Source organism: Novosphingobium terrae (assembly GCF_017163935.1).
GTDB classification, from domain to species: Bacteria; Pseudomonadota; Alphaproteobacteria; order Sphingomonadales; family Sphingomonadaceae; genus Novosphingobium; species Novosphingobium terrae.
Genome location: NZ_JABVZR010000001.1, coordinates 1,963,173 through 1,987,077, shown reverse-complemented (window position 1 = coordinate 1,987,077; position 23,905 = coordinate 1,963,173). Strand labels below are relative to the sequence as shown.

Sequence of the window (23,905 nt, the reverse complement as noted above, 5' to 3'; positions counted from 1 at the left end):
CGTGCCCCTCTAACATCGCGCTGCGATTGCGAAGCCGCTAGAGGGTGGAGATGACGGGATGTTGACTGTTTCGCGTCAGAATAAAGACATCGATGTCAGGACTATGGCCGGAGTGCCATGATACCGCTCACGAGCCGTCTTTTTTAGATTACGCCATGATTGCGATAATCGATATTATGTTAAGAGATGCGTGATGCAGTGCGGCATTCGCGATCAGAGTTCGATGGTCAAACCATCATAACCAACCTGCACATGGCTCGGGATTTCCTCCGAAACCTCGCGGTAGTCCATGCTCTTGTCCAGATGGGTCAGCACGGCACGGTCGGCGCGCGTGGCTTCCACCAGTTCCAGCGCCATGCCCAGATGCGCATGGGTCGGATGCGGCTCACGCCTCAGGCAGTCGGTGACCAGCAGATCGACGCCATGGAACAGATTGACCATCTCTCCGGTGATCGCGCTGAAATCGGTGGCGTAGCCGATGGACTTGCCGTCGCAATCAAAACGGAATGCCGTGCTCTGTGCCGGACCATGCGGCATCTGGCACCAGCCCACACCAAAGCCCGCGAACATCCGCAAACGATCGAGCGATTCCAGTTCGACCAGCGTGTGATAGCCATGCTGTCCGGCGAAGACATAGCCGAAGCGATTGCGCAGCCGCCGCACCGTCTCGTCATTGGCAAAGCCCGCCAGAGGCCCGGCACGACCATAACGGAACGGACGCAGATCATCAATGCCGTGGCAATGGTCGGCATGGTCATGCGTCCAGAACACGGCGTCGAGGCGATGGATGCTGTTGGCCAGCAACTGCTGACGCAGATCGGTTGAGGTATCGACCAGAAGGCGCGAACCCTCGGCGCTTTCAACCATGATCGAGGCGCGGGTGCGGCGGTTCTTGGGGTCAGCGGGATCGCACTGGCCCCAGTCCTCGCCCAGTTCGCCTGCCACACGCGGCACGCCCGTGGAGGTGCCCGAACCGAGCATCACCAGCTTCATGCGGCAAGCCCCGCCTTGGCGAACAGCTTGCGGAAATTGGCACTGGTGGTGGCAGCCAGATCCTCAAGGCTGACATCACGCAGATTGGCCACGAAACGCGCCGTATCGGCGGTATAGGCCGGTTCGCAGACCTTGCCGCGATGGGGGATCGGCGCGAGGAAAGGCGAATCCGTCTCCACCAGCAAGCGATCCTGCGGAATGGTGGCGACAAAGGCCTGAAGATCCTTGGCGTTTTTGAAGGTCACAATGCCCGAGATCGATATGGTTAATCCCAGATTGAGCACCTTTTCGCCAAAATCGGCCGAAGCGGTGAAGCAATGGATCAGCGCGGGGAAAGCCCCCTGCTCCATCTCCTCGGTCAGGATGCGCGCCGTATCCTCTTCCGCCTCGCGGGTGTGAATGATCAGCGGCAGACCGGTTTCACGCGCCACGCGGATATGGGTGCGGAACAGATCCTGCTGCACCGCGCGGTCCGAATGGTCGTAATAGTAATCCAGCCCCGTTTCGCCGATGCCGATCACACGCGGGTGCTTGGTGGCCTCAAGCAGGGCCCCCTCGCCCAGATCGGCATGCTGATCGGCCTCATGCGGATGGATGCCGACGGTTGCCCAGACATCGCTTTCGCGCTCTGCCGTGGCGACCACATCGGCCCATTCGCTCTGCCTTGTCGAGATGTTGAGAAAAGCGCCGATCCCCGCTGCCCGCGCGCGCGCCAGCACCTCGCCCTGTTGCTCGATCAGGCCTTTGTAATTGAGGTGGCAGTGGGAATCGATGAGCATCAGGCGTCCTCGTCCGCAGGCAGTTCGAGACGCGGGAAAACGCCGCTGGGCTGCTGCAGGGTGAAGCCGGCAGTGGCGAGAGCGGCCAGCCAGCCCTTGTTTTCCAGAGCCGCGAAGTTGCGAGCATCTTCGGCAATGCCCATCTGATCGAACAGTCTGTCGATGGCGGTCGGCACGACGGGGCGCAGGGCGATGGCCAGATCACGCACCACGCGCAGCAGCACCATCAGCACGGCTTCCATCCGCTCCGGGTCGCTCTTACGGAGCTTCCATGGCTCCTGAGCATCAACATAAGCGTTGCAGGCAAAGACACCGCGCATCCAGGCATCGAGCCCGTCGGAGAAGTCCAGCTTGCCAAAGGCTTCGCGCATGGCGGCGATGCTTTCGGCCACAGTAGCCAGCAGCGCATCGTCGGCATCCGAAAGCGGAAGATCAGCTTTAAGAACACCATCCATGTTTTTGAAAATCATGGAAAGACTGCGCTGGGCCAGATTGCCGAAGCTGTTGGCCAGCTCGGCATTGCAGCGCGTGACGATGGCTTCCGCCGAATAGCTGCCGTCATTGCCGAAGCTGACTTCGCGCATCAGGAAATAGCGCAGGCTGTCCACGCCGAAACGCTCGGCCAGTTCCAGCGGATCGACCACATTGCCCAGCGACTTCGACATCTTCTCCCCGCGATGCAGCAGAAAGCCATGGCCGAAAACCTGCCTGGGCAGAGGCAGCTTGGCGCTCATCAGGAAGGCGGGCCAATAGACGGTGTGGAAGCGGACGATGTCCTTGCCGATCAGATGGATGTCGGCAGGCCACCAGCGCTCCATCTCCGGGGTCTTCTCGGGATAGCCCAGACCCGTCAGATAGTTGGTCAGCGCATCGACCCAGACATACATCACATGCCCCGGCGAACCGGGCACCGGCACGCCCCAATCGAAGCTGGTGCGCGAGACCGAGAGATCACGCAGCCCGCCCTCGACGAATTTCACCACCTCATTGCGGCGGCTGTCGGGGCTGATGAAGTCAGGCTGGCTGTTGTAAAGCGCCAGCAGCGGTTCCTGATAGGCGGAAAGGCGGAAGAACCAGCTTTCCTCGACGGTCCATTCCACCGGCGTGCCCTGCGGCGACAGCTTCTCGCCACCCTCGCCCGCGACCAGCTCGCTTTCATCGTAGAAAGCCTCGTCGCGCACCGAATACCAGCCCTCATAGCGATCCAGATAGAGATCGCCATTGGCTTCCATCGCCTGCCAGATCGCCTGGCTGGCCTTGTAATGCGCCTCATCCGTGGTGCGCTGGAACACATCATAGGAAATGTTCAAAGCGTCGCACATCGCACGGAAATGTCCGGACATTTCATCGCACAGCGCGCGCGGGGTGATGCCCAGATCGCGCGCCTTCTGCGCCATCTTCAGCCCATGCTCATCGGTGCCGGTCTGGAAGCGCACGTCGCGGCCCTCGGCGCGCTGGTGGCGGGCGATGACGTCGGCGGCGATCGCCTCATAGGCATGGCCGATGTGGGGCTTGCCGTTGGGATAGGCGATGGCGGTGGTGATGTAGAAAGGATCGGCCATGGGCCCGTGCTTACCTGACTTGCGAGAGGGTTATCGGTTGCCAGCCTCTGTAGGCACGGCGGACGATGCCAGCAAGGCCCCGATTTCCATTGCCAGCAGACCGGGGTCGTAATTGTAGATCGGCGCCTCGCGCGCCAGCTTGACCATGGCGCCATGCGCCTCGATCAGCCGGGCCTGACGCCGGGGCGTGGCAGAACGCAGATCGGCGGCCAGTACGGCGCGGGCCAGATCGAGCACAGCGCTCAGGCGTTCACGCTTGGGACGGGCGCCCAGTTCTTCGGCCAGCAGGCCACGCAGCATCATGCCTGCGTCGCCCTCGGCCAGAATGCGGCCCATCAGTTGGTGAGCGGCGGCCAGCTCCTCATGCACGAAATCCAGCGCCACGCCGGGCGAGCCCTGCGCGGCAGTCACGGCGGCGGCGCGCGTTGGCCCATCGGCCTGCGGGGCCTGAGCCTTCAGAATGCCATCCACCGCCCCATCGGACAAAGGCGCGAAACGCAGGATGCGGCAGCGCGAGCGAATTGTGGGCAGCAAGCGCCCAAGGCGATGCGTCACCAGCAGGAAGTATGTGCCCGCCGGGGGCTCCTCCAGACTTTTGAGCAGCGCATTGACGGCGCTGGTCTCCAGATCGTCCGCCGGATCGAGGATGATCGCGCGGCGGCTGCCCAAAGTGGGCCGCGTCGTCAGGCGGCGCTGCAGAGCGCGGATCTCATCCACCGGGATCGAGCGTTTGACGTTATGCGGCAGGCCTTCGTCGCGCTTTTTCTCATCCTCCTTGGTGGCGGGGGGATGGCGCGGGATCAGAATATCGGGATGCACTTCGATCTCGGGCTGAGGCACGCCCGGCTCGGCCACCAGCTGCGCGGCGGCGGCATAGGCAAAGCTTGCCTTCCCAACGCCCTTGGGGCCGGTCAGAATCCACGCATGATGCATGCGGGGCGAGGCCTGCGCCGCGCGCCACTCCCGCCACGGGGCGCTGTGGCCCTCAAGAATGGTCAAGGCACCATCCCCGCGACGGCATCCATGATCCGGCGATGGATGACTTCAGGCTCGCCCAGCCCATCGATGCGCGCGAAGCGTTCCGGCTCTGCCTCCGCATAACCGGCGAAAGCGGCGCTGACGCGGGCATGATAGGCTTCCCCGCGCCCACCGATGCGGTCCGGCCCGTCCAGATCGCGCGCAGCCAGACGACGCGCGGTTTCCTGAGGCGGCACCTCGATCAGCAGGGTGAGATCGGGGAGCAGACCCTCACTGCCGATCCGGTGCAGCGTCAGCAGATCCTCTTCGGAAAGGCCGCCGCCGCCGCCCTGATAAGCGCGGGTGGAATCGATAAAGCGATCACAGACGACCCATGCGCCGCGTGCCAGCGCCGGGCGGATCAGGCGCTCGACATGGTCGGCGCGAGCGGCGGCGAACAGCAGAGCCTCAGCGCGGGCGCCCCAACCTTCGCCCTCTACGCCCAGCAACAGGGCGCGGATCGCTTCGGCGCCAGCGGTGCCGCCCGGCTCGCGGGTCTGCACCACCTCATGGCCCGATGCGCGCAAGGCTTCGGCCAGCAGGCGGGACTGGGTGGACTTGCCGGTGCCCTCCCCGCCTTCAAGCGCAATGAAACGGCCCGAACTCAAGACACCATCCTCCGGAAACCGACGCGCAGCCGATCGGCGAAACCGCCCTTGGCCACATCAGAGGCCGCCACCAGCGGCATCACCGTGGGCGCATCATGCCCGATCGTCACTTCCAGCTTCGCCACTTCCTGTCCCTTGGCGATCGGTGCTTTCAGCGGGCCATCATAGGTGACCCGCATGGACACAGTCTCCCGCTGCCCGCGTGGTACAGTGGCGAACAGCTTGCGCGGCGTCAGCAGATCGACGCTTTCCGCCGAGCCGCCCTGCACCTTGGCCGTCGCCAGCTTCTGGCCCTGCTGGAACAGGGCGCTGGCATCCCATTGGTCGAAACCCCATTCCATCAGGGCGCGGGCGGCTTTCACGCGCTCATTGGGGCGCTCCACCCCGGCCAGCACCATCAGCAGGCGGCGGCCATTGCGCTCGGCGGAACCGAGGTAATTGTAATGCGCCTCGCCGGTGAAACCGGTCTTGATGCCATCGGCGCCGGGGAACTTGCCCAGCAGCGGATCGTGGTTGTTCTGTGCCACATTGTTGAACACCAGCCCCGGCCTGCCGACATAGCGGTGATAAAGGTCCGGGTGGCGCTGGATCATCGCTGTGGCCAGCTTGATCAGATCGCGCGCGCTGACATAGGTCTGGCCGCCATCCATATAGCCGTTGGGCGTGTTGAAATGGCTGTCGGTCATGCCGATTTCATGCGCCTTGGCGTTCATCAGCGCGGTCCAGTTGGGCACGCTGCCCGCATAGCCCTCGCCCAGCACCACGGCGCCATCATTGGCCGAAACGGTCATGATGCCGGTCAGCAACTGGTCCACGGTGACGGGCTGGCCTTCGTTGAGGAACATGCGCGATCCGGTCATATGCCAGTTGCGATAGGCCTCATGGCTTTCGGCATAGACATCCGAAAGCTTCATCTTGCCCTGAGAGATCAGCTCGAAGGCCAGAAAGGTGGTCATCGTCTTGGTGACCGAGGCGGGCAGGAAGGGATGCGCCACTTCCTTGGCATAGAGCACCCGGCCCGAGCCCATATCGACCAGCATCGCCACCGGAGCCACATCCACCTCGGCAGGCGGCTGCGGATGGCCCAGTGGCACGGGCGGCACCGGGCCCAGCACCAAAGGCTCGACCCGTGACAGGGTTTGAGAGTTATCCCCATGTTCTGTCGGGGAAGAGGGCGCCGAGCGCAAACCGGTGGCGGCCAGAGCGGCCAGAACCAGTGCGCCGGGCACCAACAAGCTCTTGAACGAGGGGATCAACGCGACTCCATTATGCCTGTCAGGCGGCAAGAGCCCTGTTGAGTCACTCGCCGCGCTGGATTCGGGCGTCGCTATAGCCCGCGGATTTGACCTTCGCCAAGGCCGCCTCTGCCGAGGCGTGCGCGGAAAACGGCCCGACGCGCACCCGCCACAGCTTGCCCGCCGCGCTGACCGTGCCGCCGATCTTGTCAGCCACGGCCTGAGCGCGCTTCTGGTCGGAATAGGCGCCTGCCTGGATCACGAAAGATCCGGCGTGGGCAGGCTTGTCCTCGGCAGGTTTCGGCGCTTCGGCGGGCTTGGTGGCGAGTGCCGGTTTGGCAGCGTCCCCTGAAGGCGCTTTGGCAGGATCGGGAGCGGCCACGCTGGCTTTGGGCAGGCTCTGATGCCGCGAGCGTTGGGGCTTCTCGGCGGGTTGAGCCGCAGGCGCGGGCACCGAGGGCACATAGCCCATCGGCGGCGCTGCCGGGGCGTCAGCCTTGGCGATGGCTTCCGGCTTGAGCTTGGGTGATTTGGCGGGCTTTTCCGGTTTGGCGGTCTGCACAACCGGCTTGGAGACCAATGTTGGCGCCGGTGTGGGTTTTGCCGAAAGCTGGGTCGCGGGCTTGGCGGGAACCGGATCGCGATCCTCGGCATCCAGCGTGCGCTGGGCCAGAGCCGGATCGAGCTTGCGCTGAAGCACATCGAGCAGCGGCTTGGGCGTCGCCATCCGTTCAGGCGCGGGATTGCCGGAGCGCAGCAGGGCGCGCTCTTGCTCTGGCGGGTTGACGCGGCGCACGCGCACGCCCGCATTGCTGCCTGCTGTGATGCCCAGTTGCGCGGCTGCGCCCGGAGAAAGTTCGATGGCATGATTGCTGTCGCCGGGGCCGCGCCGCTCAACACGGACCAGAATGGTGCGTCCGGTCTTGAGATCGGTCACTTCGGCATAGGAGGGCAAAGGCAGCGTGTGATGGGCCGCCGAAATGGTCGAGCCCCCCTCCTGCCCCACCGCAGCATAGCCCACCGAATCGAAATTCATCGAATCGCTGGGGACAAAGGTCACGCCGTCGATCTGGTAAGGCGCGCCCACCACCACGGGAAAATCGGCTTGCGGGCCATTGGCGGCGGGGGCGGATGGCGCCCCGGCCATGGCAGCGCTGGCGGCCATTACGGCGGTGATTGCGATCCCGCTCAACAGGGTCTTACGGGTTCCCGGCAATTTCATCGGCAAGCCATCCTACGCTCAGGGCATAATAGTTCGAGCAATTGTAATCGAGGATAACCCGATAATTACCGGTTAAAAGGAAAGCGGTTTTTCCCGGCCCGTCCGGTTCGATCAGGCTGGCCATCACATTGTCGCCGATGCGGCCCTGAGCGATCACCCCCATCTGGCGCCATTCGCCCACCGTGCGCCAACGCGCCTGCCGGGCATGGACGCGCGAGCAACTGGGAGCGGTCAGCAGGCTCTGATTGGCTGCGCGGTTGAAGTCGGCCGGCACGGTGGCGCGCACGCCCCAGGGCTGGCCGGGCCGCCATCCGGCATCGCGGAAGTAGCTGGCGATGGAGGCGAGCGTGTCCGCCTTGCTGCTCCAGATATCGCGGGAGCCATCGCCGTCGCCATCCTGAGCCACACGCAGATAGACGCTGGGCAGGAATTGTGGATTGCCGAAGGCCCCGGCCCAACTGCCCGTCAGGCGTGAGCGCGGCACGCCCTGATCGACCATTTTGATCAGCGCGATCAACTCGCCCTCGAAGAGCGCGCGGCGGCGGCCATCATAGGCCAACGTCGCCAGCGAGCGGGGCAGATCGAAATTGCCCATATAGCTGCCGAAATTGGTCTCATTGCCCCAGATCGCCAGCAGAATGGGCGCGGGCACGCCGTAACGCGCCTCGATCCGCGAAGCATCGCTGGCGACGGAACCGTATATGGCCCTGCCCTTCGCGATCAGCGCGGCATTGATATGCGAGAGGCGATAGGGCGTGAAATCAGGCGGCGTGGCATTGCTGGTCGGCGAGCCGCCGGGCTGTGCGCGGTCCAGCGCCACCACGCGCGGATTGTAGGTGAGCCCGGTCAGCACGGAGCGGATGGCGGCTTCGCGAATGCCCTGCGCGCGCGCTTTAGCGGCCACGGTCTGGAGATAGGCCTGAAAGGCGGCGTCCTGAGGATCGGGCGCAGCCAGGGAGGACGCGTCGCCATCCTGCATCATCGAAGCAGATTGCGCGGCATCAGCGCCTGTCATCACCAGCGTGCCGAGGACGGCCATCAAGAAGGATCGTTTCATGTCAGCAGCTTTCGCACATCGCGGAGCTCAAGGGAATGGTGGGGCGGCCACAGGTGAGCGCGCGCAGAGCGGCAATCGCCGCTTGCGTGCGCGCCCTCTTGCACCTTTCGCCGCATCGTCTATGGGGCGGGAGCATAAGGACAGGTGGCCGAGTGGTTTAAGGCAGCGGTCTTGAAAACCGCCGTGGGTGGAAGCTCACCGTGGGTTCGAATCCCACCCTGTCCGCCACATTGAAGTCTACAGGGGTCCACAGCGGTCTACCCTGATTGACGTTTTTCCCCTTAAATCCGAGCCTTAGAGGGCCAGAGCGTCCACAGCAGTCTACACGCGTCTACAAGCGCGCGTGGTGGCATACGTGGAGTCGGCGTTGGAAAAACGTGGAAGCGGAGACGCCCCCAATGTTGAACGATGCAAAAATCCGCGCGGCAAAGCCCCGGGAAAAATCATACAAACTGACCGACGGCCATCGCCTTTACCTGCTGGTATCGCCCGCCGGATCAAAAGTATGGCAATGGAGCTACAGGTACAACGACATCCAGAGGACCATGCATCTGGGTCGTTACCCGATGGTTTCCCTTCTGGCCGCCCGGGCCGAGCGGGACCAGGCCAACCTTATCCTCAGGGAGGGAAAAGACCCGATCGTCGAGAGGAAGATCAAGGTCGAGGTTAACCTCAACGACGGCCGGTATACCTTCGAGCGAGCCGCACGCGAATATCATGAGGCGCTTCGCAGCCAGTGGGCGAAGCGGCACGGCCAGGACGTTCTAAGGAGCCTCGAGCGCGATGTCTTCCCGATGATCGGCAATCTGCCGATTTCCAAGCTTACCTCGCCAGCCATTCTCGAAGTGCTCAGGGCAATCGAAGCGCGCGGTGCCATTGAAACCGCCAAACGCGTTCGCCAGCGAATCTCGATGGTTTTCATTTATGCCATGGCAAACGGCCGGGCTGACAGAGATCCGGCAGAGAAGCTCGGCCCGATCCTCAAGCCTTTGCGTAAGGGGCGTCAACCGGCCATCATCGATATCGACCGGCTTCGCACGATGATCAACGACGCGGAATCCGATTTTGCCAGGCCTGTGACCCGGTTGGCCTTGCGCCTGCTTGCCTTGACGGCTGTTCGACCCAATGAGTTGCGAGGGGCAAGGTGGGATGAATTCGAGAACCTGAACGGCGCGGAACCGCTCTGGCGCATTCCGGCAGCGCGAATGAAAGGGTCCTTCGATCGCAAGGAGGAGATCGGCGGCGATCATCTGGTGCCTCTCGTCCCGCAGTGCGTGTTGGTCCTTCGGGCGCTTTGGCCGCTTACCGGTGAGGGTGAACTCGTTTTTCCCAGCATCAGAAACGGGCGGAAGCCGATGAGCGAGAACACGATCGGCTACCTTCTCCACCGCGCCGGCTATCATGGCCACCATGTTCCCCACGGTTTCCGCGCGGCATTCTCAACCATTATGAATGAGTGGGCGCAGGATCATGGTGAAAAGGGCGATCGCGCGATCATCGATCTCATGCTTGCCCATGTTCCCGCCAACAAGGTCGAGGGCGCGTACAATCGGGCCCGGTACATGAAGCGGAGGCGTGAGATCGCGACTGTCTGGGCAGACATGCTGACAAGCACTCTTCCTTCGCCTGGAACCTTGCTCGCTGGTCCCGCCAGGGAAGAAGGCTCAGGATCGTGGCGCAAGATTGCAACGCCGCTTCCAAGGAAAGTCCTCTGTGGATGGCTCCCGCGTTGCAAGCACTTTTTGAAATTCTGACGATCGGTCGGGTGCAGTCGTCTGTCCGGCCTGTTGATGCAGTCGTTTCGGACTGCTGGCCCTGATGGGGTCCGAAAAACAGAGTTCCTATCGCCTTCACAGGCTGTTGCGCCTAAGACTTTCCACGGGTTGTCCCTGTTCCCGGTCTGACCGGTGTCGCCATCATTTCTCTTTGCGCTCACAACTCCGTTCGGCCGATCACCTCAGCCGGATTGCGTACTCATGCGGCCAATCCGGGCACATGGTGTGATTGATAGACCTGACCGCGTGTCATGACCGCCCACGCGATCCGCGCTATCTTGTTGGCCATGGCGACGCTGGCCACGCGGGCAGATTTTCTAGCCAGTATCCCAACGAGAAACGGGTGAACCGTTGCAGGGCCCTCCTTGGCGCGGCGTAGCAGGGAGGTCGCCCCGATGACCAACAGCTGCCGTAGATATTTATCGCCCATCTTGGTGATCCGGCCAAGGCGCTCCTTGCCGCCACTCGACTGCTGACGCGGTGTCAGGCCAAGCCATGCGGCAAACTGGCGGCCAGACCTGAACTGGTGCGGGTCGGTAACCGATGCTGCCAGCGCGGTTGCGCCAATCGAACCAATGCCCGGGATCGTCGCCAACCGACGCGCCATGTCATCGCTTCGCCGGAGAGCTTCCAGGCGCAAATCAAGTTCATGAAGCCGGGCATGAAGCTTGAGCACCAGCTCGCACAGCATGCCGATCACCTGCGCCGCTTGTGGTGGCAGATCAATCGCGGCCTCGCCATCTTCGATCTGTTGCGCCAGATGCAGCGCCCGCCCAAGTCCGATCGGAATGGCGATACCAAACTCTGCTAACTGGCAGCGCATCATGTTGACCAACTGTGTACGTTGACCAGTCAAAAGAGAGCGCACCCGGTGAAGTGACAGGGCCGCCTGCTGCTCACGAGACTTGATCGCCACGAACCGCATCGTCGGACGTGTCACCGCCTCGCAGATGGCCTCGGCATCAGCAGCATCGTTCTTGCCGCGTTTTACATAGGGCTTCACGTAGCATGGCGGCATCAGTCGCACCTCGTGACCAAGGTTTTGCAGTTCCCGCGCCCAATGATGCGATGTCCCGCAAGCCTCGATGCCGACAAGGCAGGGCGATAGCCTTGCAAAGAAGGGCAACATTTGCGCTCGGCGCAACGCCTTGCGCACAATGACGGTGCCCTCTTTGTCGACACCGTGAACCTGGAAGACATTTTTGGCCAGATCGAGGCCGATCGTGCTAATTTCCATGGCGGATGGCTCCTTGCGTGGGTTTGCCTGACGGCAACCTCATCATGACATTCAAATGTCGTGAGCGGGAGCCATCCACCTCATCCCTTTCCCGGAGACAAAGAAAATCCGGGAGGAGCCCCGCCGCAAAAGCGGCACAAGGCGCATACGCAGGGTATCAGCCGTCGCCTGACAAAGTGATCGCGTAGACAGGGCGGCGCCGACCTACGACGCCGCCCTAAAATCTATTTGAGGCAGTTGCTTGGCAGGATCGAGCGGCTACGGCCCCGTTGCTTGTCCTACGGCAATATGCCCGGTATGAGCGACCATTCGAGATAAAAAGGCGCTAAAATATAACCTGCGATATTGGTGGGGTTGGCCGCTCCAGATTATAGATCGCTTCTCGACATTGAAGAAGGTAGCAGATGTCTCATCAGCTTGCGGGCCGCCGCGTGCTCATCGTCGAAGACTCGCCCCTTATCGCGGCAGAATTATGGGAAGAACTGGAGGCGGCCGGCGTTTCGGTGGTCGGGCCTGCTGCGCATCTTGAACGAGCTCTGGATCTGGCGGCTCGACACAGGATCGATGCGGCAGTCCTCGATGTCGATCTGGGCGATGCGATGTCGTTTCCCGTCGCGGACCTGCTTTTCGAGCGCAACGTGCCCATCGTCTTTACGACCGGGTTTGACGATGGCGCGGTGCCAGAAACCTATGGCGATGCTCTGACGCTCATCAAACCGGCGCCTGCCCGCGACGTGATCGCGGTTCTGACCGACCTTCTGGTAGCGGACAGATCTGCAGCCTAGGTGAGTGCAGGCGTCAGCGGACAGGCCTCAGGCTGTCTGGTCCTCGGCCCAGGATGTGAATGCCGGGGTTTCGGCCAGTTGCCTGATGAGGGTGTAATTCATCATTCCATGGTCGGTGATAATGTCGAAGAGCCAGTGATCTTCCCTTGGCTGGGCAACCACATGAGCCACTGCTTCACCAAGCGTCGGATTTGGGACAGCCGCATCGCCGCCAAGGCGCATAAGAAGCGCCGGTCTGGTGAAGCAATGCGCGCCCGTAAACAAAATTGATCCCCCGAGCCGATCGCTTCGTTACTAGGCATAATTACTGTATGGCTATTCGGTTCCCGCCTTGGCGGAATTTCATGGAGGGGTCTAGATGCTTTAGAAATTCTTGAGATGAATCAACGCAAAATCTCAATGAAATTCAAGAAATCTAAAGGCCATATCAATCCAAAATTGCCGATTTCGTCGTCTCGATGGCTTTTCATGTCCTGAAATGGGACACTTTCAGTGCACACTCGCTTCACGCAGGCGCCTGTATTGGCCTCCCGTGAAAGGCCGTTTCTGCTGAAACGATATCGGCATCCATTTCAAAGCGGAAGATCATGCAGCTCTAAGCGATCACATACCCGCTCAATCGGAAACGCAAACCCTCCGGAGCAAATTCCATATTCCCTTTGCCCCGGAAATAGGGTGCGATGGCTTGCTCGATCAGCCGCGAGCCGAGGCCGCGATCGGAAGGCTCTTTTACAGCCGGTCCGCCACTCTCGATCCAGGTCAGATTGAATGCACCATCAATCCAGCTCCAGTCGAGTGCGACGCGCCCTTCTTCGTTTGAAAGGGCACCATATTTGGTGGCGTTCGTGGCAAGCTCGTAGAGGGCCATCGAGATCCCCTGGACCTGATCCGCGTTGAGAGGAACAGCGGGGCCCTGGATAGAAATTCGCTGACCATCACGCCTGTGGGCCGCCAAAGCCGCCTCGACGACCTGCCGGATGTCGGCCTCTTTCCAGGAGGCCTCGGTAAGCATGTCATGGGCCCGTCCGAGCGCCGCCAGCCGTGCGTCGATCGCTGAGCGGCCAGCTTTCAGATCACCTGCCCGGCGCAAGGTCTGGCTGACAATGGCCTGCACCACGCTCAGGGCGTTCTTCATGCGATGGCCAAGCTCGCGGTTGAGGGTTTCCTGCTGCTCCTTCGCTTGCAATTGAGCCAAGGCAAGTTGCGTCCTGTCGGCCACCTGCTTCACAAATTGAATATCGGCTTCCGACAGCTCGCGCAGGGTGTCCATATGAACGAAGGCGACCAGGACGAACTGGTCATGCTCGATGACCGGGAAATTGAGGAGGACACGGATGCCCAGCGCTTCCATCGCCGCAGCGTTTGGTCTGGTCCTTGGATCTTCGCGGACATCGGCGACGATCACGGTTTCACCGCGCTTCAGATCGTCGATGAAACTGCCATATTCCCGAAAACGGTAAGTGCCTTCGACCGGGGTCGCCCCGGCCGCACACCAGTTCGAGTGCATGATGACCGTTTCATGCTCGGCATCGACGGTCCCAAAGCCTGCGCGGGTAGCGCCGAGCGCTTCGGCCATAATGCGGGCCGCAGCATGAGTGATGTCTCCGCGATCGTCGATGACCCGCAATTGTTCGCCCAGGTCTGTCAGCGCGGCCTGGCGCCGGGTTTGCAGAACATGATCGGTGACATCGTAACCAATGACCACGATGCCATTCGTGCCGTCATTGCCGGCGACAGGTTGATAGAGGAAATCGAGAAAACGTTCCGGGGCCGCCTCGCCATTCTCATCGCGCGACGTAAAGCGAGCGCCCCGCATCGAGAAGGGCTCGCCGGTGGCATAGACCTTGTCCAGAATATCGACAAAGCCCTGCTCGGCGGCTTCAGGCAGTGCTTCGGCAACGGTTCGTCCGATGACCTCGCGCCCACCGATGAGGTCTCGATAAGCCGGATTGGCCGACACAAAGCGATGCTCAGGGCCGTCGAGAACAGCCATGAAACTTGGCGCATGATCGAAGAGGACGCTAACCCGCTCCAACTCACCGACGGCATTGTCGCGTGCCGTCTGCAACTCAGCGATCAGCCGCTCCCGCTCATGTGCCATCGCGCGGATGGTGGCGACCTGCCGCGATGCCATCAGATGCTGAGCAATCAGATCTGCAAAGATCGCGAAAGCGGAGGTCACTTCCTTATTGGCAAGCGAACGCGGTTGAGGATCAATTGCGCACAAGGTGCCGAAAAATGTACCATCCGGCAGGGTGATCGGGACCGAGATGTAACTGCCAAGGCCGTAAATGCGAGGTGTATGATGCTCGCGGTAGGTTGGGTCGGCCGCCACATCATCGATGATGACTGCCTGACGGTGCTGGCGGATCTCGTGACAGATCGTTGTTTCAAGCGGCAGCTCGCCGCCTGCGGCAAGACCGAAGCCGATCTCGTCTCGCGTAGCGCAAGCGATCCAGCGAGTTTCAGTGACGCGAGCAACAGCGGCAAAACCTGAGGAGGTAACCCGGCAGACGGCCTCGAGGATCGAGGGCAAAAGTTCGATGCCATCGATTGTCTCAAGATCACCCTGGTGATCGTGCTGTGGTTGCGTTTCCCTCATACGGCGTCGCTCATACCGACCGGCATGGGGCATGTCTTCCGGCAAATTACCCGTTTTTCACCGAGGAGATGCTGAGGCTGGTCGTCACTCACCCCAGGTTTGATGTGTCGTCGAGGCCAAGACCGCTTGGCAGAATGGTCACCTCGTCCATCAGGTCGCGCAAACGTTGCGCAAAAATGAAGATATATCTTGCAAGCTCTGGTTCATCGGTTTGCGTCGCCAGAAAGCTGACCATGCGAATTTCCTCTGCAAGCGAGGGCAGAGCCGGAGGGACGGCTGTCCGGTCGAGAAATCTCTCAGGCAAGTCAGTCGACCAGCCGGTGCATGAGTTGCGCCAGTTTGTCATGGTCGTAGGGCTTCGGGATGAAGACCCCGCCCGCAGGCACCGGGAGTTCTCCAGGTGCAACCTCCCCGGAGGTGACGATAACGTCGATCAGGGGGCATCGGTCGTGAACCAGATTAGCCAACCGCATGCCATCGACGTTCCCCGGCATCTGGACATCCGTGAACACCAGCCTGATGTCATCACGTTCTCTCAGCATGGCCAGGGCTTCCTCGGCATCGGGCGCTTCAAGGGCCGTGAGGCCGCTGTCCTCGACCATATCGACTGCGGCCAGGCGCAGGTTCGGTTCATCCTCGACAACAAGGATCACGGGTGAGGCTGATGCCATTTTTTCGCTCCATGGCGATCAATCCGGCACCCTCCCCCACACGCCAATGCAGCCAGGAGAGCTATGGATCGGGATCTTATAGAAGCGACCACGCAGGCCGAGTGTTCCGCATAGATACATAAGTATCTGATAAACCATAGCATGGGATCGCCGGCTGGGGGCGCTGGGTCAGCACTCACGGTATCCAGCCTGGTTAACTTAGGGTGACCGCGGTTTGCCTTAAGCGTACAGCCAGCTTTTCAGGCAAGACTGGACGGGTCAGACAATCCTTTGAGCTGCCCTGACTGGCTAGAGAGATCGTCTATCGCGGCAGAAACATGATGAACAGCCTGCTTCATGCCGGAGTTCAACAAATGCATTCTTAAAGTGACTAGGCGCCCAATGCACTCGTCAATAACCCGCTCGTCCATGGTCCATCCCCTGGAAGATCGCCATCAGGTCACGGGGCAGAAGCTGTCTTGAAAGCTCCTCTCCATGCCAGATTTTCTGACGATCACATTTTTTTCTATTCCCACACGAAGTAACATCGATGGATGGATGGCGGTTCCCGCCTGACGCGAATTTGGTGAACGTTCAAATAGGGAAATTTGGAGTGTGGCTGAAAGGCGGGCGCCCCCTTGCAGACGGGGGGTGGTGAAAGCAAGGGCGCGCCCGCGGCGCTTTTTTTGATTGCGACCCGCAATCCAGCGCCTTGTGATGGTAAATTCGGACGGCTCAGAATGGTTCCGCAACCCGCGCTAACCAGGTCGGACAGTTTTTAAATCATCAAATCAGGAACCTGACGCGGGCGAAGCAATTCGGCTGGGCTCTGAAAGTCGGACGTTTTTTCCGAATTTATAGAGGAGGCCGGAGTTTTGAATGGCCTAACGGAGCGCCGTTCGAGGCCATCTCGCTTTTCGGACTAGTGCCAGTGGATAGCGTTCGCCATCAGGCCGAGCGGACCCATCCCTCCAACGAGACATTCGGACAATACGCGGTGCGACTGCCTTCTATGACAGAAAGGGGCGTTCGCCGCCGCCCAGGCAGAGTATGCGATCCTGCCGAGGCTCTAGCGGGTTCTCAGAGACACAGCCCGCAGATCGGAGGTGATGTGGGCCAAGTAGAACGACAAGATACGTCGAAAGGATCACGGTCGACGTTGTTCGCGGCGCTCGGCGCAAATGCCGGTATTGCCATCGCGAAGTTCTGTGGGGCAGCCTTTACCGGCTCCTCCGCCATGGCGTCTGAAGGCATCCATAGCCTTGTCGACACCGGAAATCAGTTCCTCCTGCTTTACGGCATGAAGGAAGCGAGCCGCCCCGCAGATGCACCCCATCCGTTCGGCTATGGCTTGCGGCTCTATTTTTGGGGTTTTGTGGTCGCGCTTGCGATTTTTGCGTTGGGCTCCGGTATCACGATCCATGAGGGGATCGGCAAAGTCCAGCGACCGACCCCAATTGAGCACGCTTGGGTCAACCTGATAATCCTGTGCGTCAGCATCGCACTGGAGGGCTACTCACTCTCGGTCGCGTTGAAGGAGGTGAGGCAGGAGGCACGCGAGCACGGATGGGATATCCTTCAAGCCCTACGCAGCCACCGCGATCCAACGGTTTTTGCCGTTGTTTATGAAGATACCGCAGCGATTGCAGGTCTTCTGGTGGCGTTGGTCGGCACAATTCTAACCGTCTGGCTTGATCAGCCGGCAATCGATGGTTGGACCTCGATCGCCATCGGCATCATTCTGGCTCTTGCCGCGATCAGTCTGGCCAAACGATGCTATACGCTTCTCACCGGCCAGGCAGCGGATCCTGCCATCGAAGGCCGTTTGCGGGAAATCCTTGGCGAATTCGACGTGATTGATCGCGTAAATGAGGTCCGCACGATGCATTTTGGACCTGAAGAGGTGCTGTTGATCGTGTCTGCGGATTTTCACGACAACACCCGGGCCAGTTCCGTGAAACGTATCGTTTCCGATGTCGAAGATCGGCTTCGCGACGAATTTTCAGATGTGCGCCGCGTCTATATCGAGGCCCAATCGATCGACAGGCACCTGGAGGCACTCGACGAAATCGGGGAAGACGCTGACGCGCTGGCCAGGGGCGAGCCGCATCCGGGCTAACACTCCTTACGGCGACGTAGACACCGATCAGCGGAAGCGGGAAGCGCCAGGTGACCGGCCAGTTCAACTCTGACCCTCCGTAGCGCTTCACGTGCGGGAAAAGCGGAGACCTTCGATTGCTCACCAGAATTTTCGGCGCTTGCCTTCGAAGCCATCTCTTACATCCGCAATCCACGCGACGACGGCTCTCTCGCTCCATCGAGACGCCCCCGGCGAGACTTTGAAGGGCCTCGGAAATTTTTCTCTGGAGATCAGCCGGTAAATCATTGCCTTGCACAGACCCACGCGCCTGGACACTTCGGCTATCCGCAAGAGCCTGTCAGGAGGCTCCTCGAAAGGAGCCTCCTGTGCTTCACACTCTGCCATTGCTTGCCCCGTTCCTGGCTTTGGTGGCCTGAGCTTTGGCAAAGGCGCGGTCGGTCTCGAGGAACGCCGACAACATTGCCGGTATCAAGTCTGCCAATGGCTCTTCCTGCCCATAAGCATCGGCATAGGCAGCTGCGTAATCGAGCAGCCTTCGGTTAAGGTCCGGAAGCACGCTGATGGTCAGCTTGACCGGCACACGTTCGGGCAGCTTGCCCAGCTTCAGCTCCACCATCACGGTCTCCCTTGTTGGCCCCAGGGCCGCATCACGATGTCCTTGTGAACCACCACCCGCAGCGGCCAGCCTGGCCGGACGGTGATGGTCGGCTGTACGTTGAGGGCGCGGGTGACGATCTGATCGCCCGCGCGCCCGGCGCTTTGCTGCGTCGATTCGCGGATGGCTCGCAGCAGGTCGCTCTCATTGCTACCAAAGCTGAGCTGCGTGCTGACGCCCAGCAGGCTGGAGAGCACCACGCCCTTGATCAGCTGCCAGCTGTGGAAGTCGACCTTATCGGCAAGTCCGGCGAAGCCAGAGGCATCCGAGGCCGGGACATTGTCGATCCGCACCGATGAACCGTCGGGCAGGATAATCCGCTGCCAGACCAGCAAAGCCCGCTTCTGCCCATAGGCCACAACGCTGTCGTAACTGCCGATCAGGCGTGAGCCTTGCGGCAGAAGGAGATAGCGCCCCGTCGCGCTGTCATAGGCATTCTGCGTCACCTGAGCACTCACGAGCCCCGGAAGATCCGAGTTGATGCCCGTGATGAGACTGGCGGAGATCACTGTGCCGGCACTCAAGGTGTAGGGCGAGGTCGGCTCGGTCAGCGCATGAGGATTGATGTCCCCCTTCGTATCGAGGTTCGACACGAAATCGGCCTTGCGCTGTTGTTGCCCCGGATCGTGATCGGGATCGAGGGCCATGCGAGCCGTGGGCTGCGCCTGTGCAGGATCGGCTCCTGCTCCAGATGCCGAGGCTGGCGTGACCGTTGCAACGCCCTGCCCTGTCTTATCGCCGCCAACGATCTGGACCATCACCCCCGACTCGCGTGCGGCCCTCGCCTCCTCGCTCCGCCGCTGGTGCTCCGCCGCCAGCGTCTGATCAGCTTGCGGTGGAGGAGACGACATTGCGACCGTGGTGGTGCCTTGCTGATGCGCCAGGATTGCTGGCCCAAGATCGCCTGGCAGTGGCGGACCCAGCTTGGCATCGCCGTAGTTTTTAGGGGCGTTGGCCAGGACCTCGCTATTGGGCTTTGCTCCATTGGCCGTATCGTCGCTGGCCGCGACATTGATGTGCGGCATGCTGGGGCTCAGCGCGAACCAGGTCACGCCACCAACGATCATCGTGGCGGCCGCGACCATGCCGATGATCACCTCACGCCGGAAGCGCACCGCCCTGCGCGGTTTCCCGCGCAGCACCAGCGTTTCAGGATCGACACGGGGAGACGGAGCTGCTTGCGGGGACGGCGCCTCAGCCTCCTCCGGGGTGGGTGATGGAGAAGGCGCTTCCTTTGGGGTCGATGCCGGAGTTGCCTTCGGGTGGGCTTCTGGCGACTGAGTCGCTGGTGGGTTCGCCGCTGGAGCAGCCTTCGAGTTGGATTCTGGGGACGGAGCTGCTTTTGGGGATCGGCCCGAAGCTGAACTCGGGCTTGGCGTTGGAGTTGGGGCTACCTGCGGAGCCTGTACCGGAGCTTCCTTCGGGCTCGGTTCTGGAGACGGAGCCGTTTGCACGGTCGGCGCAGGAGCCGGGGCCGGTTCAGCCTTTTGTTCCGGGAGCGGCAGAGCGCCTTGCTCCGAAGGTTCCTGCTCCGGGGTTGCGTTGGGGCTATCGGTCATGATGCCCTCCGATCGCTATGCCGATCCTTGTCGGCAGTGGCGCCACGGGTGATCCGCACCACGGCCTGCTGCTTACCGCCGAGCCGCAACTCCGCCGCTGCAAAGAGCCTGTCGACCACGTAATACCGACCCGACATCCGGTAGTTCACCAGCTCGGTGGCTCCCTTGGCACCGAGCACGAAAAGCGGAGGCGCCTCGCCAACGGCGATGCTGGGCGGAAACTCGATGAAGGTCTGGCGGCCATCATCGAAGGCGCGCAGCGGTCGCCACGCGGGCGTGTCACCGCTGATGGCGTAGGCAAAGGTCAGGCTTTGGACATCCAGCCCCGCCGCAACCGGCCTGATGGCTTGAGCCTCGGCCTCCTTGTGCTTCACCGCCAGCAGTTCGTCGGCGGGGTAGCTCCAGGAAATGCCCGCCATGGCAGTGCCGACCGTGCTGGTGAGTTGAAGATGATAGGTCCGGCGATCCGTCGCGATGACAAGGTTCGTCGAGAGCCCGGCGGAGAAAGGCTTGACCAGGACATGGACCCGCTTGGCCTCGCCGCTGCCGCTGCTGGTATCGCCAATTGTCCAGCGGGCGGTGTCGCCGGCGGCGATCGAGGTGATCGCCTCGCCCGGTTGCAGGATCAGATCGCTGACCCGGCCCGGCGCGGCCAGCAGATGGTAGATCACTCCCTCGCCCCAGTTGTAGACCTGCAAGGCGTTCATAAAGCCCTGAACCTGCGGATCTTGCGTCGCGCCCTGATTGGCGGCCCGCACGCTGATTTCCGCCGAGGTAAGATGCGGCCTGACCCGGTGATGGCGATGCCAGGCTTTCACCGGCACCACAGGCAGGGGCGTGATGGTCGGCCCCGATCCGGGCTTTGCCGAGGCCGGCGCAGTCGGCGCTGCTACATGGGTGGGAGCGGGTGCGTTCTGCTGCGGGGTAGCCGTAACAGGAGCCGGCGTGGCGGCTGCAGCGGCAGCTGCGACAATCAGGCCGGTCAGATAGAACAGAGCACTCATGGGCGATTCTCCGGTTGGATGGACATGGGTTGCCCCTGATCGGGCGCCGCATTGGCGGCCGCGGAGATCGGCGGCGCCAAAGGCGCGGCCGGGCTGACGTTGGGAGTGGCTAGGGCGGTGGCGGGCCGATCAGCCGCGCTTTCCAGCTCGCGGGCCCAGTCGATGCCATCGACGTAGAGACCCAGCGGATTCTTACGCAGGACATCAGCGCTCTTCGGCGGTTTGAGGGAGACCGAGACCATGGCGGTCCAGCGCGTGGTGCCGACAAGGCTCCCCCGGTCGTAAACCGTCTCGGTCCATTTGAGCTGGAAGGAGCGATCCGAGGCCCGCACCACGCTGGTCACCTCGACCGAGACGGTCTTCTCCCCCGCCTGGGCAAAGGGATCATTGCCGCGCGCATATTCGCCCAGAAACAGTGCGCCGCGCGGCGACACGAAGTCATAGGCCTGAAGCCAGTCGCCCCGCATCAGCACCGGATCGAGCGAGCGCGACCGGACATCCTTGATAAAGCGGGACAGGAACCAGGCGATTTGCGGATCGGTCGGCTGGTAGGCAGCCTCGGCGGGTGTGACGGCGCGTGCCTCGCCGAGATGATCGACTTCGACCACATAGGGCGTGACCCGGCTCTGCAGCGATTGCCAGACCAGCGCGGCAGCCAGGCCGGTGGCCAGCGCCAGCGTGCCAAAGGCCATCAGGCGCCAATTGGTCGCCTGCACCCGGGCCGTGCCAATGCGCTCATCCCAGAGCTGGCCCGCCCGCTGATAGGGCGTCTCGGGCGGCGGTGTCTGTCCGTAACGCTGGACCGCGCGTTTGAAATGCATGGGATCAATCCTCCTTTTCATCGATGTCGGGATTGGCGCCAGCACCGCCCTGATCTCCCGACTGCACGGTGTGCGTGATCATCTGCTGGCGATGACGGGCGTTCTGTTCGGATTGGAGTTTGCGGGCCCAGGGTGGTGCGGCATCGGCAGTGCCCTCCCCAGCATCCGGGGGTGCGGACCTTCCGCCCTCGCCGCTCGGCGCGGCGGTCGTTGGCCCGCTCGCCTTCTCTGGGCCGGTGCCTGAAGCAGCCTCCCTGCCCTTGGCGGCGCTTTCGGCCATTTTGCTGCGCGCAGCATTGTAGATGCCGGCCATGCCGGCGCTGACGGTGCTGGCTCCCGCATCGGCCTGACCGGCGCGATAGGCCTTGAAGGCTGCTGGCCCCATTGAGGTGCCAGCACGAATGGCACCGAGGCCTGCACCGCCGACAGAACTTGCCACAGCCATGCCGCCACCGGCGACAGCGGCAGCACCGCCAGCCACCAGCGCACCGGTCGCTGCGACGGAGCCCGCGCCAAGCTGGGGGGCGCCCGCGACGAGGCCGCTGGCGATCGTCGGGCCGAAAATCCCAAGCCCCAGCAGTGCGAGGCTCGCCAGCACCAGGCTCATGGCCTGCCCGATGTCGGGCTCCTGGCCCTGAAGGGCAGCAGTGAACTGACCGAAATAGGTCGATCCGATGCCGACGATGACGGCCAGCACCATGACCTTTATCCCTGAGGTCACCACATTGCCCAGCACGCGTTCGGCCAGGAAGTTGGTGCGGTTCCACAGCGCAAAGGGGACCAGGATAAAACCGGCCAGCCCGGTGAGCTTGAACTCCAGGATGGTGATGAAGAGCTGAACCGCGAGGATAAAGAAGGAGATGATGACGATGATCCAGGCGGTCAGCAGCACCGATATCGTCAGGAAATTCTGGAAGAAGTTGCTGAAGCCCAGCGACTTGCTCGCCTGCACCAGCAGGGGCCACGCGGCCGTGAACCCCGTTCCAGCGAGGCGCCCGGGTTTGAGGAGCTGGTCGGCGGTGATGGTCCCGCCGCCGGCAGTCAGTCCTGCCTGCGAGAAGCTCTTGAAAATGATCGTCGAGAGCGCGGCGTAATTGCCGATAATATAGGCGAAGGCGCCCACATAGAGGATCTTGCGGATGAATTTGGCGAGCACATCGTCCTCACCGCCGAGCGTCCAGAACAGGCCGGCCAGCGTCACATCGATGCCGATCAGGATGCTGCCCAGCGCATGGACGTCACCGCCCAGCAGGCCGAGCCCGCTGTCGAGATAGGTCGAGAAGGTGCTCAGAAAATCATCGATGATGTTGAGGTTTTCCATGGGCCTTGTCCTGCGCGAGGGGGCGGCGGCGCTGGCGCGCTCGACAATCCGCTGCGAAAAAAGGCCGCGAGGTCCGGGGAGGCGCGGATCCAGACCCCGCGGCAGGTTGACGGCGGCGACACCATGAACGCCGCCGCTCATCGGCAGGGCCTCAGGGGTTATAGGCCTTGCCGGAACCGAGGAATTTGATGGTGGCGTCCTGCCCATCGGTCACGGACTGGGTTTGTCCGGCCTGATAAAGCGCCTCGGCGCGATACTGGGCGGCCATCATGGTCTGGAGCTGGAGCTGCTGCTTGGCGATGAGGGCCAGAAGCTGGTTGGTGGCCTGCTGCGCCTGAAGCGAACCCTGGGCGCTCTGGCTGCGGTTGGAGAGAGAGGCCAGATTGTTGGTGTCGGCGGTGATGTTTTCGGTGATCTGCGCCTGCACCGTCATGGTCTGCTGGAACGCCGACATCTGGCTGCTGAGCCGCGTGCGTGCCGCTGCCACCTGCTGGCTCCCGGTCAGCGCCTGGTTGAAGCTGGTCGGGAAGAGCGTCTTGAACTGGCTGTCGAGATTGGCGACCTTGAACTCGATGCTCTGCGCCTGCCCCATCAGCTGGTTCACCTGATTGATGGTCTGGCTGATCGCGGACAGTTCGGGAAACGCGACGGTGGTGAGGTTCTTGGCCTGATTGATCAGGCTTTGGGCCTGGTTTTGCAGCATGGTGATCTGGTTGTTGATCTGCTGCAGGGTGCGGGCTGCGGTCAGGATGTTCTGGCTGTAATTGGAGGGATCGAAGACCGTGCTCACGAACTGGGCGTGAGCGGGGCTGGCGATCAGCATGGAGGTGGCAGCGAGGGCCAGTGCGGCGCCAAGGCGATGATGCCGGCGAGACGAAGCAGAAAACATGAAACTTCTCCTTCAGCGTGAGTGGTTGTGGGA

The 23,905-nt window shown here is 62.0% G+C and carries 23 protein-coding genes and 1 tRNA gene; 5 read left to right on the top strand and 19 right to left on the bottom strand.

Translation table 11 applies throughout. From position 1 onward, the window contains the following. Positions 1-213 precede the first annotated feature (213 nt). The 8 genes from HGK27_RS09075 to HGK27_RS09040 form a co-directional block, all read right to left on the bottom strand. The gene (locus HGK27_RS09075; protein WP_206240236.1) at positions 214-993 is read right to left on the bottom strand and encodes an MBL fold metallo-hydrolase; all 780 of its coding nucleotides are present in this window, start codon (positions 991-993) and stop codon (positions 214-216) included. Further along, complete coding sequence (locus HGK27_RS09070; protein ID WP_206240235.1) at positions 990-1,772, bottom strand: TatD family hydrolase; 783 nt, start codon at positions 1,770-1,772, stop codon at positions 990-992. Before HGK27_RS09070 ends, HGK27_RS09075 begins: the two co-directional genes overlap by 4 nt. After that, a complete protein-coding gene (gene metG / locus HGK27_RS09065) occupies positions 1,772-3,334 on the bottom strand; it encodes a methionine--tRNA ligase (protein WP_206240234.1) in 1,563 nt (520 codons plus the stop codon). The genes HGK27_RS09070 and metG overlap by 1 nt, the downstream gene beginning before the upstream one ends. Positions 3,335-3,364: 30 nt before the next feature. After that, positions 3,365-4,327, bottom strand: a complete 963-nt coding sequence (locus HGK27_RS09060; RefSeq protein WP_206242973.1) for an AAA family ATPase — start codon at positions 4,325-4,327, stop codon at positions 3,365-3,367. A gap of 2 nt (positions 4,328-4,329) precedes the next feature. Next, positions 4,330-4,959 carry a dTMP kinase gene (gene tmk / locus HGK27_RS09055; RefSeq protein WP_206240233.1) on the bottom strand — a complete coding sequence of 210 codons (630 nt, stop codon included), beginning with the start codon at positions 4,957-4,959 and terminating at the stop codon, positions 4,330-4,332. Continuing rightward, positions 4,956-6,188 (bottom strand): D-alanyl-D-alanine carboxypeptidase family protein, encoded by a 1,233-nt coding sequence (locus HGK27_RS09050; RefSeq protein ID WP_206240232.1) that lies wholly within the window; start codon positions 6,186-6,188, stop codon positions 4,956-4,958. Before HGK27_RS09050 ends, tmk begins: the two co-directional genes overlap by 4 nt. Before the next feature lie 70 nt (positions 6,189-6,258). Beyond that, complete coding sequence (locus tag HGK27_RS09045) at positions 6,259-7,416, bottom strand: septal ring lytic transglycosylase RlpA family protein (protein ID WP_241126964.1); 1,158 nt, start codon at positions 7,414-7,416, stop codon at positions 6,259-6,261. Continuing rightward, the gene (locus tag HGK27_RS09040; protein ID WP_206240231.1) at positions 7,394-8,473 is read right to left on the bottom strand and encodes a lytic murein transglycosylase; all 1,080 of its coding nucleotides are present in this window, start codon (positions 8,471-8,473) and stop codon (positions 7,394-7,396) included. The genes HGK27_RS09045 and HGK27_RS09040 overlap by 23 nt, the downstream gene beginning before the upstream one ends. 138 nt (positions 8,474-8,611) lie before the next feature. On the opposite strand from HGK27_RS09040, the gene HGK27_RS09035 reads away from it, so the two are divergent. Further along, positions 8,612-8,701, top strand: a tRNA-Ser gene (locus HGK27_RS09035). 170 nt (positions 8,702-8,871) lie between these two features. Then, positions 8,872-10,227 (top strand): tyrosine-type recombinase/integrase, encoded by a 1,356-nt coding sequence (locus HGK27_RS09030; protein WP_206240230.1) that lies wholly within the window; start codon positions 8,872-8,874, stop codon positions 10,225-10,227. 220 nt (positions 10,228-10,447) lie between these two features. Here the strand turns inward: HGK27_RS09030 and HGK27_RS09025 are convergent, their stop codons facing one another. Then, positions 10,448-11,485, bottom strand: coding sequence for an IS110 family RNA-guided transposase (locus HGK27_RS09025; RefSeq protein WP_206239818.1), 1,038 nt, complete (start codon positions 11,483-11,485; stop codon positions 10,448-10,450). A gap of 404 nt (positions 11,486-11,889) precedes the next feature. Between HGK27_RS09025 and HGK27_RS09020 the strand changes: the two genes are divergently transcribed. Then, complete coding sequence (locus HGK27_RS09020; protein WP_206240229.1) at positions 11,890-12,270, top strand: response regulator; 381 nt, start codon at positions 11,890-11,892, stop codon at positions 12,268-12,270. A gap of 108 nt (positions 12,271-12,378) precedes the next feature. Then, complete coding sequence (locus HGK27_RS09015) at positions 12,379-12,540, top strand: hypothetical protein (protein WP_206240228.1); 162 nt, start codon at positions 12,379-12,381, stop codon at positions 12,538-12,540. A gap of 325 nt (positions 12,541-12,865) precedes the next feature. On the opposite strand, the gene HGK27_RS09010 is transcribed toward HGK27_RS09015, so the two are convergent. The 3 genes from HGK27_RS09010 to HGK27_RS09000 form a co-directional block, all read right to left on the bottom strand. Then, a complete protein-coding gene (locus HGK27_RS09010; protein WP_206240227.1) occupies positions 12,866-14,872 on the bottom strand; it encodes an HWE histidine kinase domain-containing protein in 2,007 nt (668 codons plus the stop codon). 88 nt (positions 14,873-14,960) lie between these two features. Then, positions 14,961-15,107: a hypothetical protein gene (locus HGK27_RS09005; protein WP_206240226.1), complete on the bottom strand. Its 147-nt coding sequence runs from the start codon at positions 15,105-15,107 to the stop codon at positions 14,961-14,963. A gap of 70 nt (positions 15,108-15,177) precedes the next feature. Then, complete coding sequence (locus HGK27_RS09000) at positions 15,178-15,543, bottom strand: response regulator (protein WP_206240225.1); 366 nt, start codon at positions 15,541-15,543, stop codon at positions 15,178-15,180. Positions 15,544-16,681: 1,138 nt separating this feature from the next. On the opposite strand from HGK27_RS09000, the gene HGK27_RS08995 reads away from it, so the two are divergent. Beyond that, positions 16,682-17,641 (top strand): cation diffusion facilitator family transporter, encoded by a 960-nt coding sequence (locus tag HGK27_RS08995; RefSeq protein WP_206240224.1) that lies wholly within the window; start codon positions 16,682-16,684, stop codon positions 17,639-17,641. Between the two features lie 120 nt (positions 17,642-17,761). On the opposite strand, the gene HGK27_RS31290 is transcribed toward HGK27_RS08995, so the two are convergent. From HGK27_RS31290 to trbJ, 7 genes are all read right to left on the bottom strand, one after another. Beyond that, on the bottom strand, positions 17,762-18,007 hold the full coding sequence (locus tag HGK27_RS31290) for a helix-turn-helix transcriptional regulator (protein ID WP_206240223.1): 246 nt from the start codon (positions 18,005-18,007) through the stop codon (positions 17,762-17,764). Then, a complete protein-coding gene (locus HGK27_RS08985; protein WP_206240222.1) occupies positions 17,994-18,239 on the bottom strand; it encodes a DUF2274 domain-containing protein in 246 nt (81 codons plus the stop codon). The genes HGK27_RS31290 and HGK27_RS08985 overlap by 14 nt, the downstream gene beginning before the upstream one ends. Further along, positions 18,239-19,420, bottom strand: coding sequence for a TrbI/VirB10 family protein (locus tag HGK27_RS08980; RefSeq protein WP_241126962.1), 1,182 nt, complete (start codon positions 19,418-19,420; stop codon positions 18,239-18,241). The genes HGK27_RS08985 and HGK27_RS08980 overlap by 1 nt, the downstream gene beginning before the upstream one ends. A 413-nt stretch (positions 19,421-19,833) precedes the next feature. Next, a complete protein-coding gene (trbG, locus tag HGK27_RS08975; protein ID WP_206240220.1) occupies positions 19,834-20,841 on the bottom strand; it encodes a P-type conjugative transfer protein TrbG in 1,008 nt (335 codons plus the stop codon). Next, entirely contained in the window at positions 20,838-21,662 is an 825-nt protein-coding gene (trbF, locus tag HGK27_RS08970) for a conjugal transfer protein TrbF (protein WP_206240219.1), read from the bottom strand. The genes trbG and trbF overlap by 4 nt, the downstream gene beginning before the upstream one ends. Before the next feature lie 4 nt (positions 21,663-21,666). After that, positions 21,667-22,983 carry a P-type conjugative transfer protein TrbL gene (trbL, locus tag HGK27_RS08965; RefSeq protein ID WP_206240218.1) on the bottom strand — a complete coding sequence of 439 codons (1,317 nt, stop codon included), beginning with the start codon at positions 22,981-22,983 and terminating at the stop codon, positions 21,667-21,669. A gap of 151 nt (positions 22,984-23,134) precedes the next feature. Further along, positions 23,135-23,872 carry a P-type conjugative transfer protein TrbJ gene (gene trbJ, locus HGK27_RS08960; protein WP_206240217.1) on the bottom strand — a complete coding sequence of 246 codons (738 nt, stop codon included), beginning with the start codon at positions 23,870-23,872 and terminating at the stop codon, positions 23,135-23,137. Positions 23,873-23,905: the final 33 nt, after the last annotated feature.

What these genes read in the sequence shown, in the direction of transcription:
- HGK27_RS09075 (WP_206240236.1), bottom strand. Translation starts at nt 993, where the DNA reads ATGAAGCTGGTGATGCTCGGTTCGGGCACCTCCACGGGCGTGCCGCGT.
- HGK27_RS09070 (WP_206240235.1), bottom strand. Translation starts at nt 1,772, where the DNA reads ATGCTCATCGATTCCCACTGCCACCTCAATTACAAAGGCCTGATCGAG.
- metG (WP_206240234.1), bottom strand. Translation starts at nt 3,334, where the DNA reads ATGGCCGATCCTTTCTACATCACCACCGCCATCGCCTATCCCAACGGC.
- HGK27_RS09045 (WP_241126964.1), bottom strand. Translation starts at nt 7,416, where the DNA reads ATGAAATTGCCGGGAACCCGTAAGACCCTGTTGAGCGGGATCGCAATC.
- HGK27_RS09040 (WP_206240231.1), bottom strand. Translation starts at nt 8,473, where the DNA reads ATGAAACGATCCTTCTTGATGGCCGTCCTCGGCACGCTGGTGATGACA.
- HGK27_RS09030 (WP_206240230.1), top strand. Translation starts at nt 8,872, where the DNA reads ATGTTGAACGATGCAAAAATCCGCGCGGCAAAGCCCCGGGAAAAATCA.
- HGK27_RS09025 (WP_206239818.1), bottom strand. Translation starts at nt 11,485, where the DNA reads ATGGAAATTAGCACGATCGGCCTCGATCTGGCCAAAAATGTCTTCCAG.
- HGK27_RS09020 (WP_206240229.1), top strand. Translation starts at nt 11,890, where the DNA reads ATGTCTCATCAGCTTGCGGGCCGCCGCGTGCTCATCGTCGAAGACTCG.
- HGK27_RS09015 (WP_206240228.1), top strand. Translation starts at nt 12,379, where the DNA reads ATGGTCGGTGATAATGTCGAAGAGCCAGTGATCTTCCCTTGGCTGGGC.
- HGK27_RS09010 (WP_206240227.1), bottom strand. Translation starts at nt 14,872, where the DNA reads ATGAGGGAAACGCAACCACAGCACGATCACCAGGGTGATCTTGAGACA.
- HGK27_RS09005 (WP_206240226.1), bottom strand. Translation starts at nt 15,107, where the DNA reads ATGGTCAGCTTTCTGGCGACGCAAACCGATGAACCAGAGCTTGCAAGA.
- HGK27_RS09000 (WP_206240225.1), bottom strand. Translation starts at nt 15,543, where the DNA reads ATGGCATCAGCCTCACCCGTGATCCTTGTTGTCGAGGATGAACCGAAC.
- HGK27_RS31290 (WP_206240223.1), bottom strand. Translation starts at nt 18,007, where the DNA reads ATGGCAGAGTGTGAAGCACAGGAGGCTCCTTTCGAGGAGCCTCCTGAC.
- HGK27_RS08985 (WP_206240222.1), bottom strand. Translation starts at nt 18,239, where the DNA reads ATGGTGGAGCTGAAGCTGGGCAAGCTGCCCGAACGTGTGCCGGTCAAG.
- trbG (WP_206240220.1), bottom strand. Translation starts at nt 20,841, where the DNA reads ATGAGTGCTCTGTTCTATCTGACCGGCCTGATTGTCGCAGCTGCCGCT.
- trbF (WP_206240219.1), bottom strand. Translation starts at nt 21,662, where the DNA reads ATGCATTTCAAACGCGCGGTCCAGCGTTACGGACAGACACCGCCGCCC.
- trbL (WP_206240218.1), bottom strand. Translation starts at nt 22,983, where the DNA reads ATGGAAAACCTCAACATCATCGATGATTTTCTGAGCACCTTCTCGACC.
- trbJ (WP_206240217.1), bottom strand. Translation starts at nt 23,872, where the DNA reads ATGTTTTCTGCTTCGTCTCGCCGGCATCATCGCCTTGGCGCCGCACTG.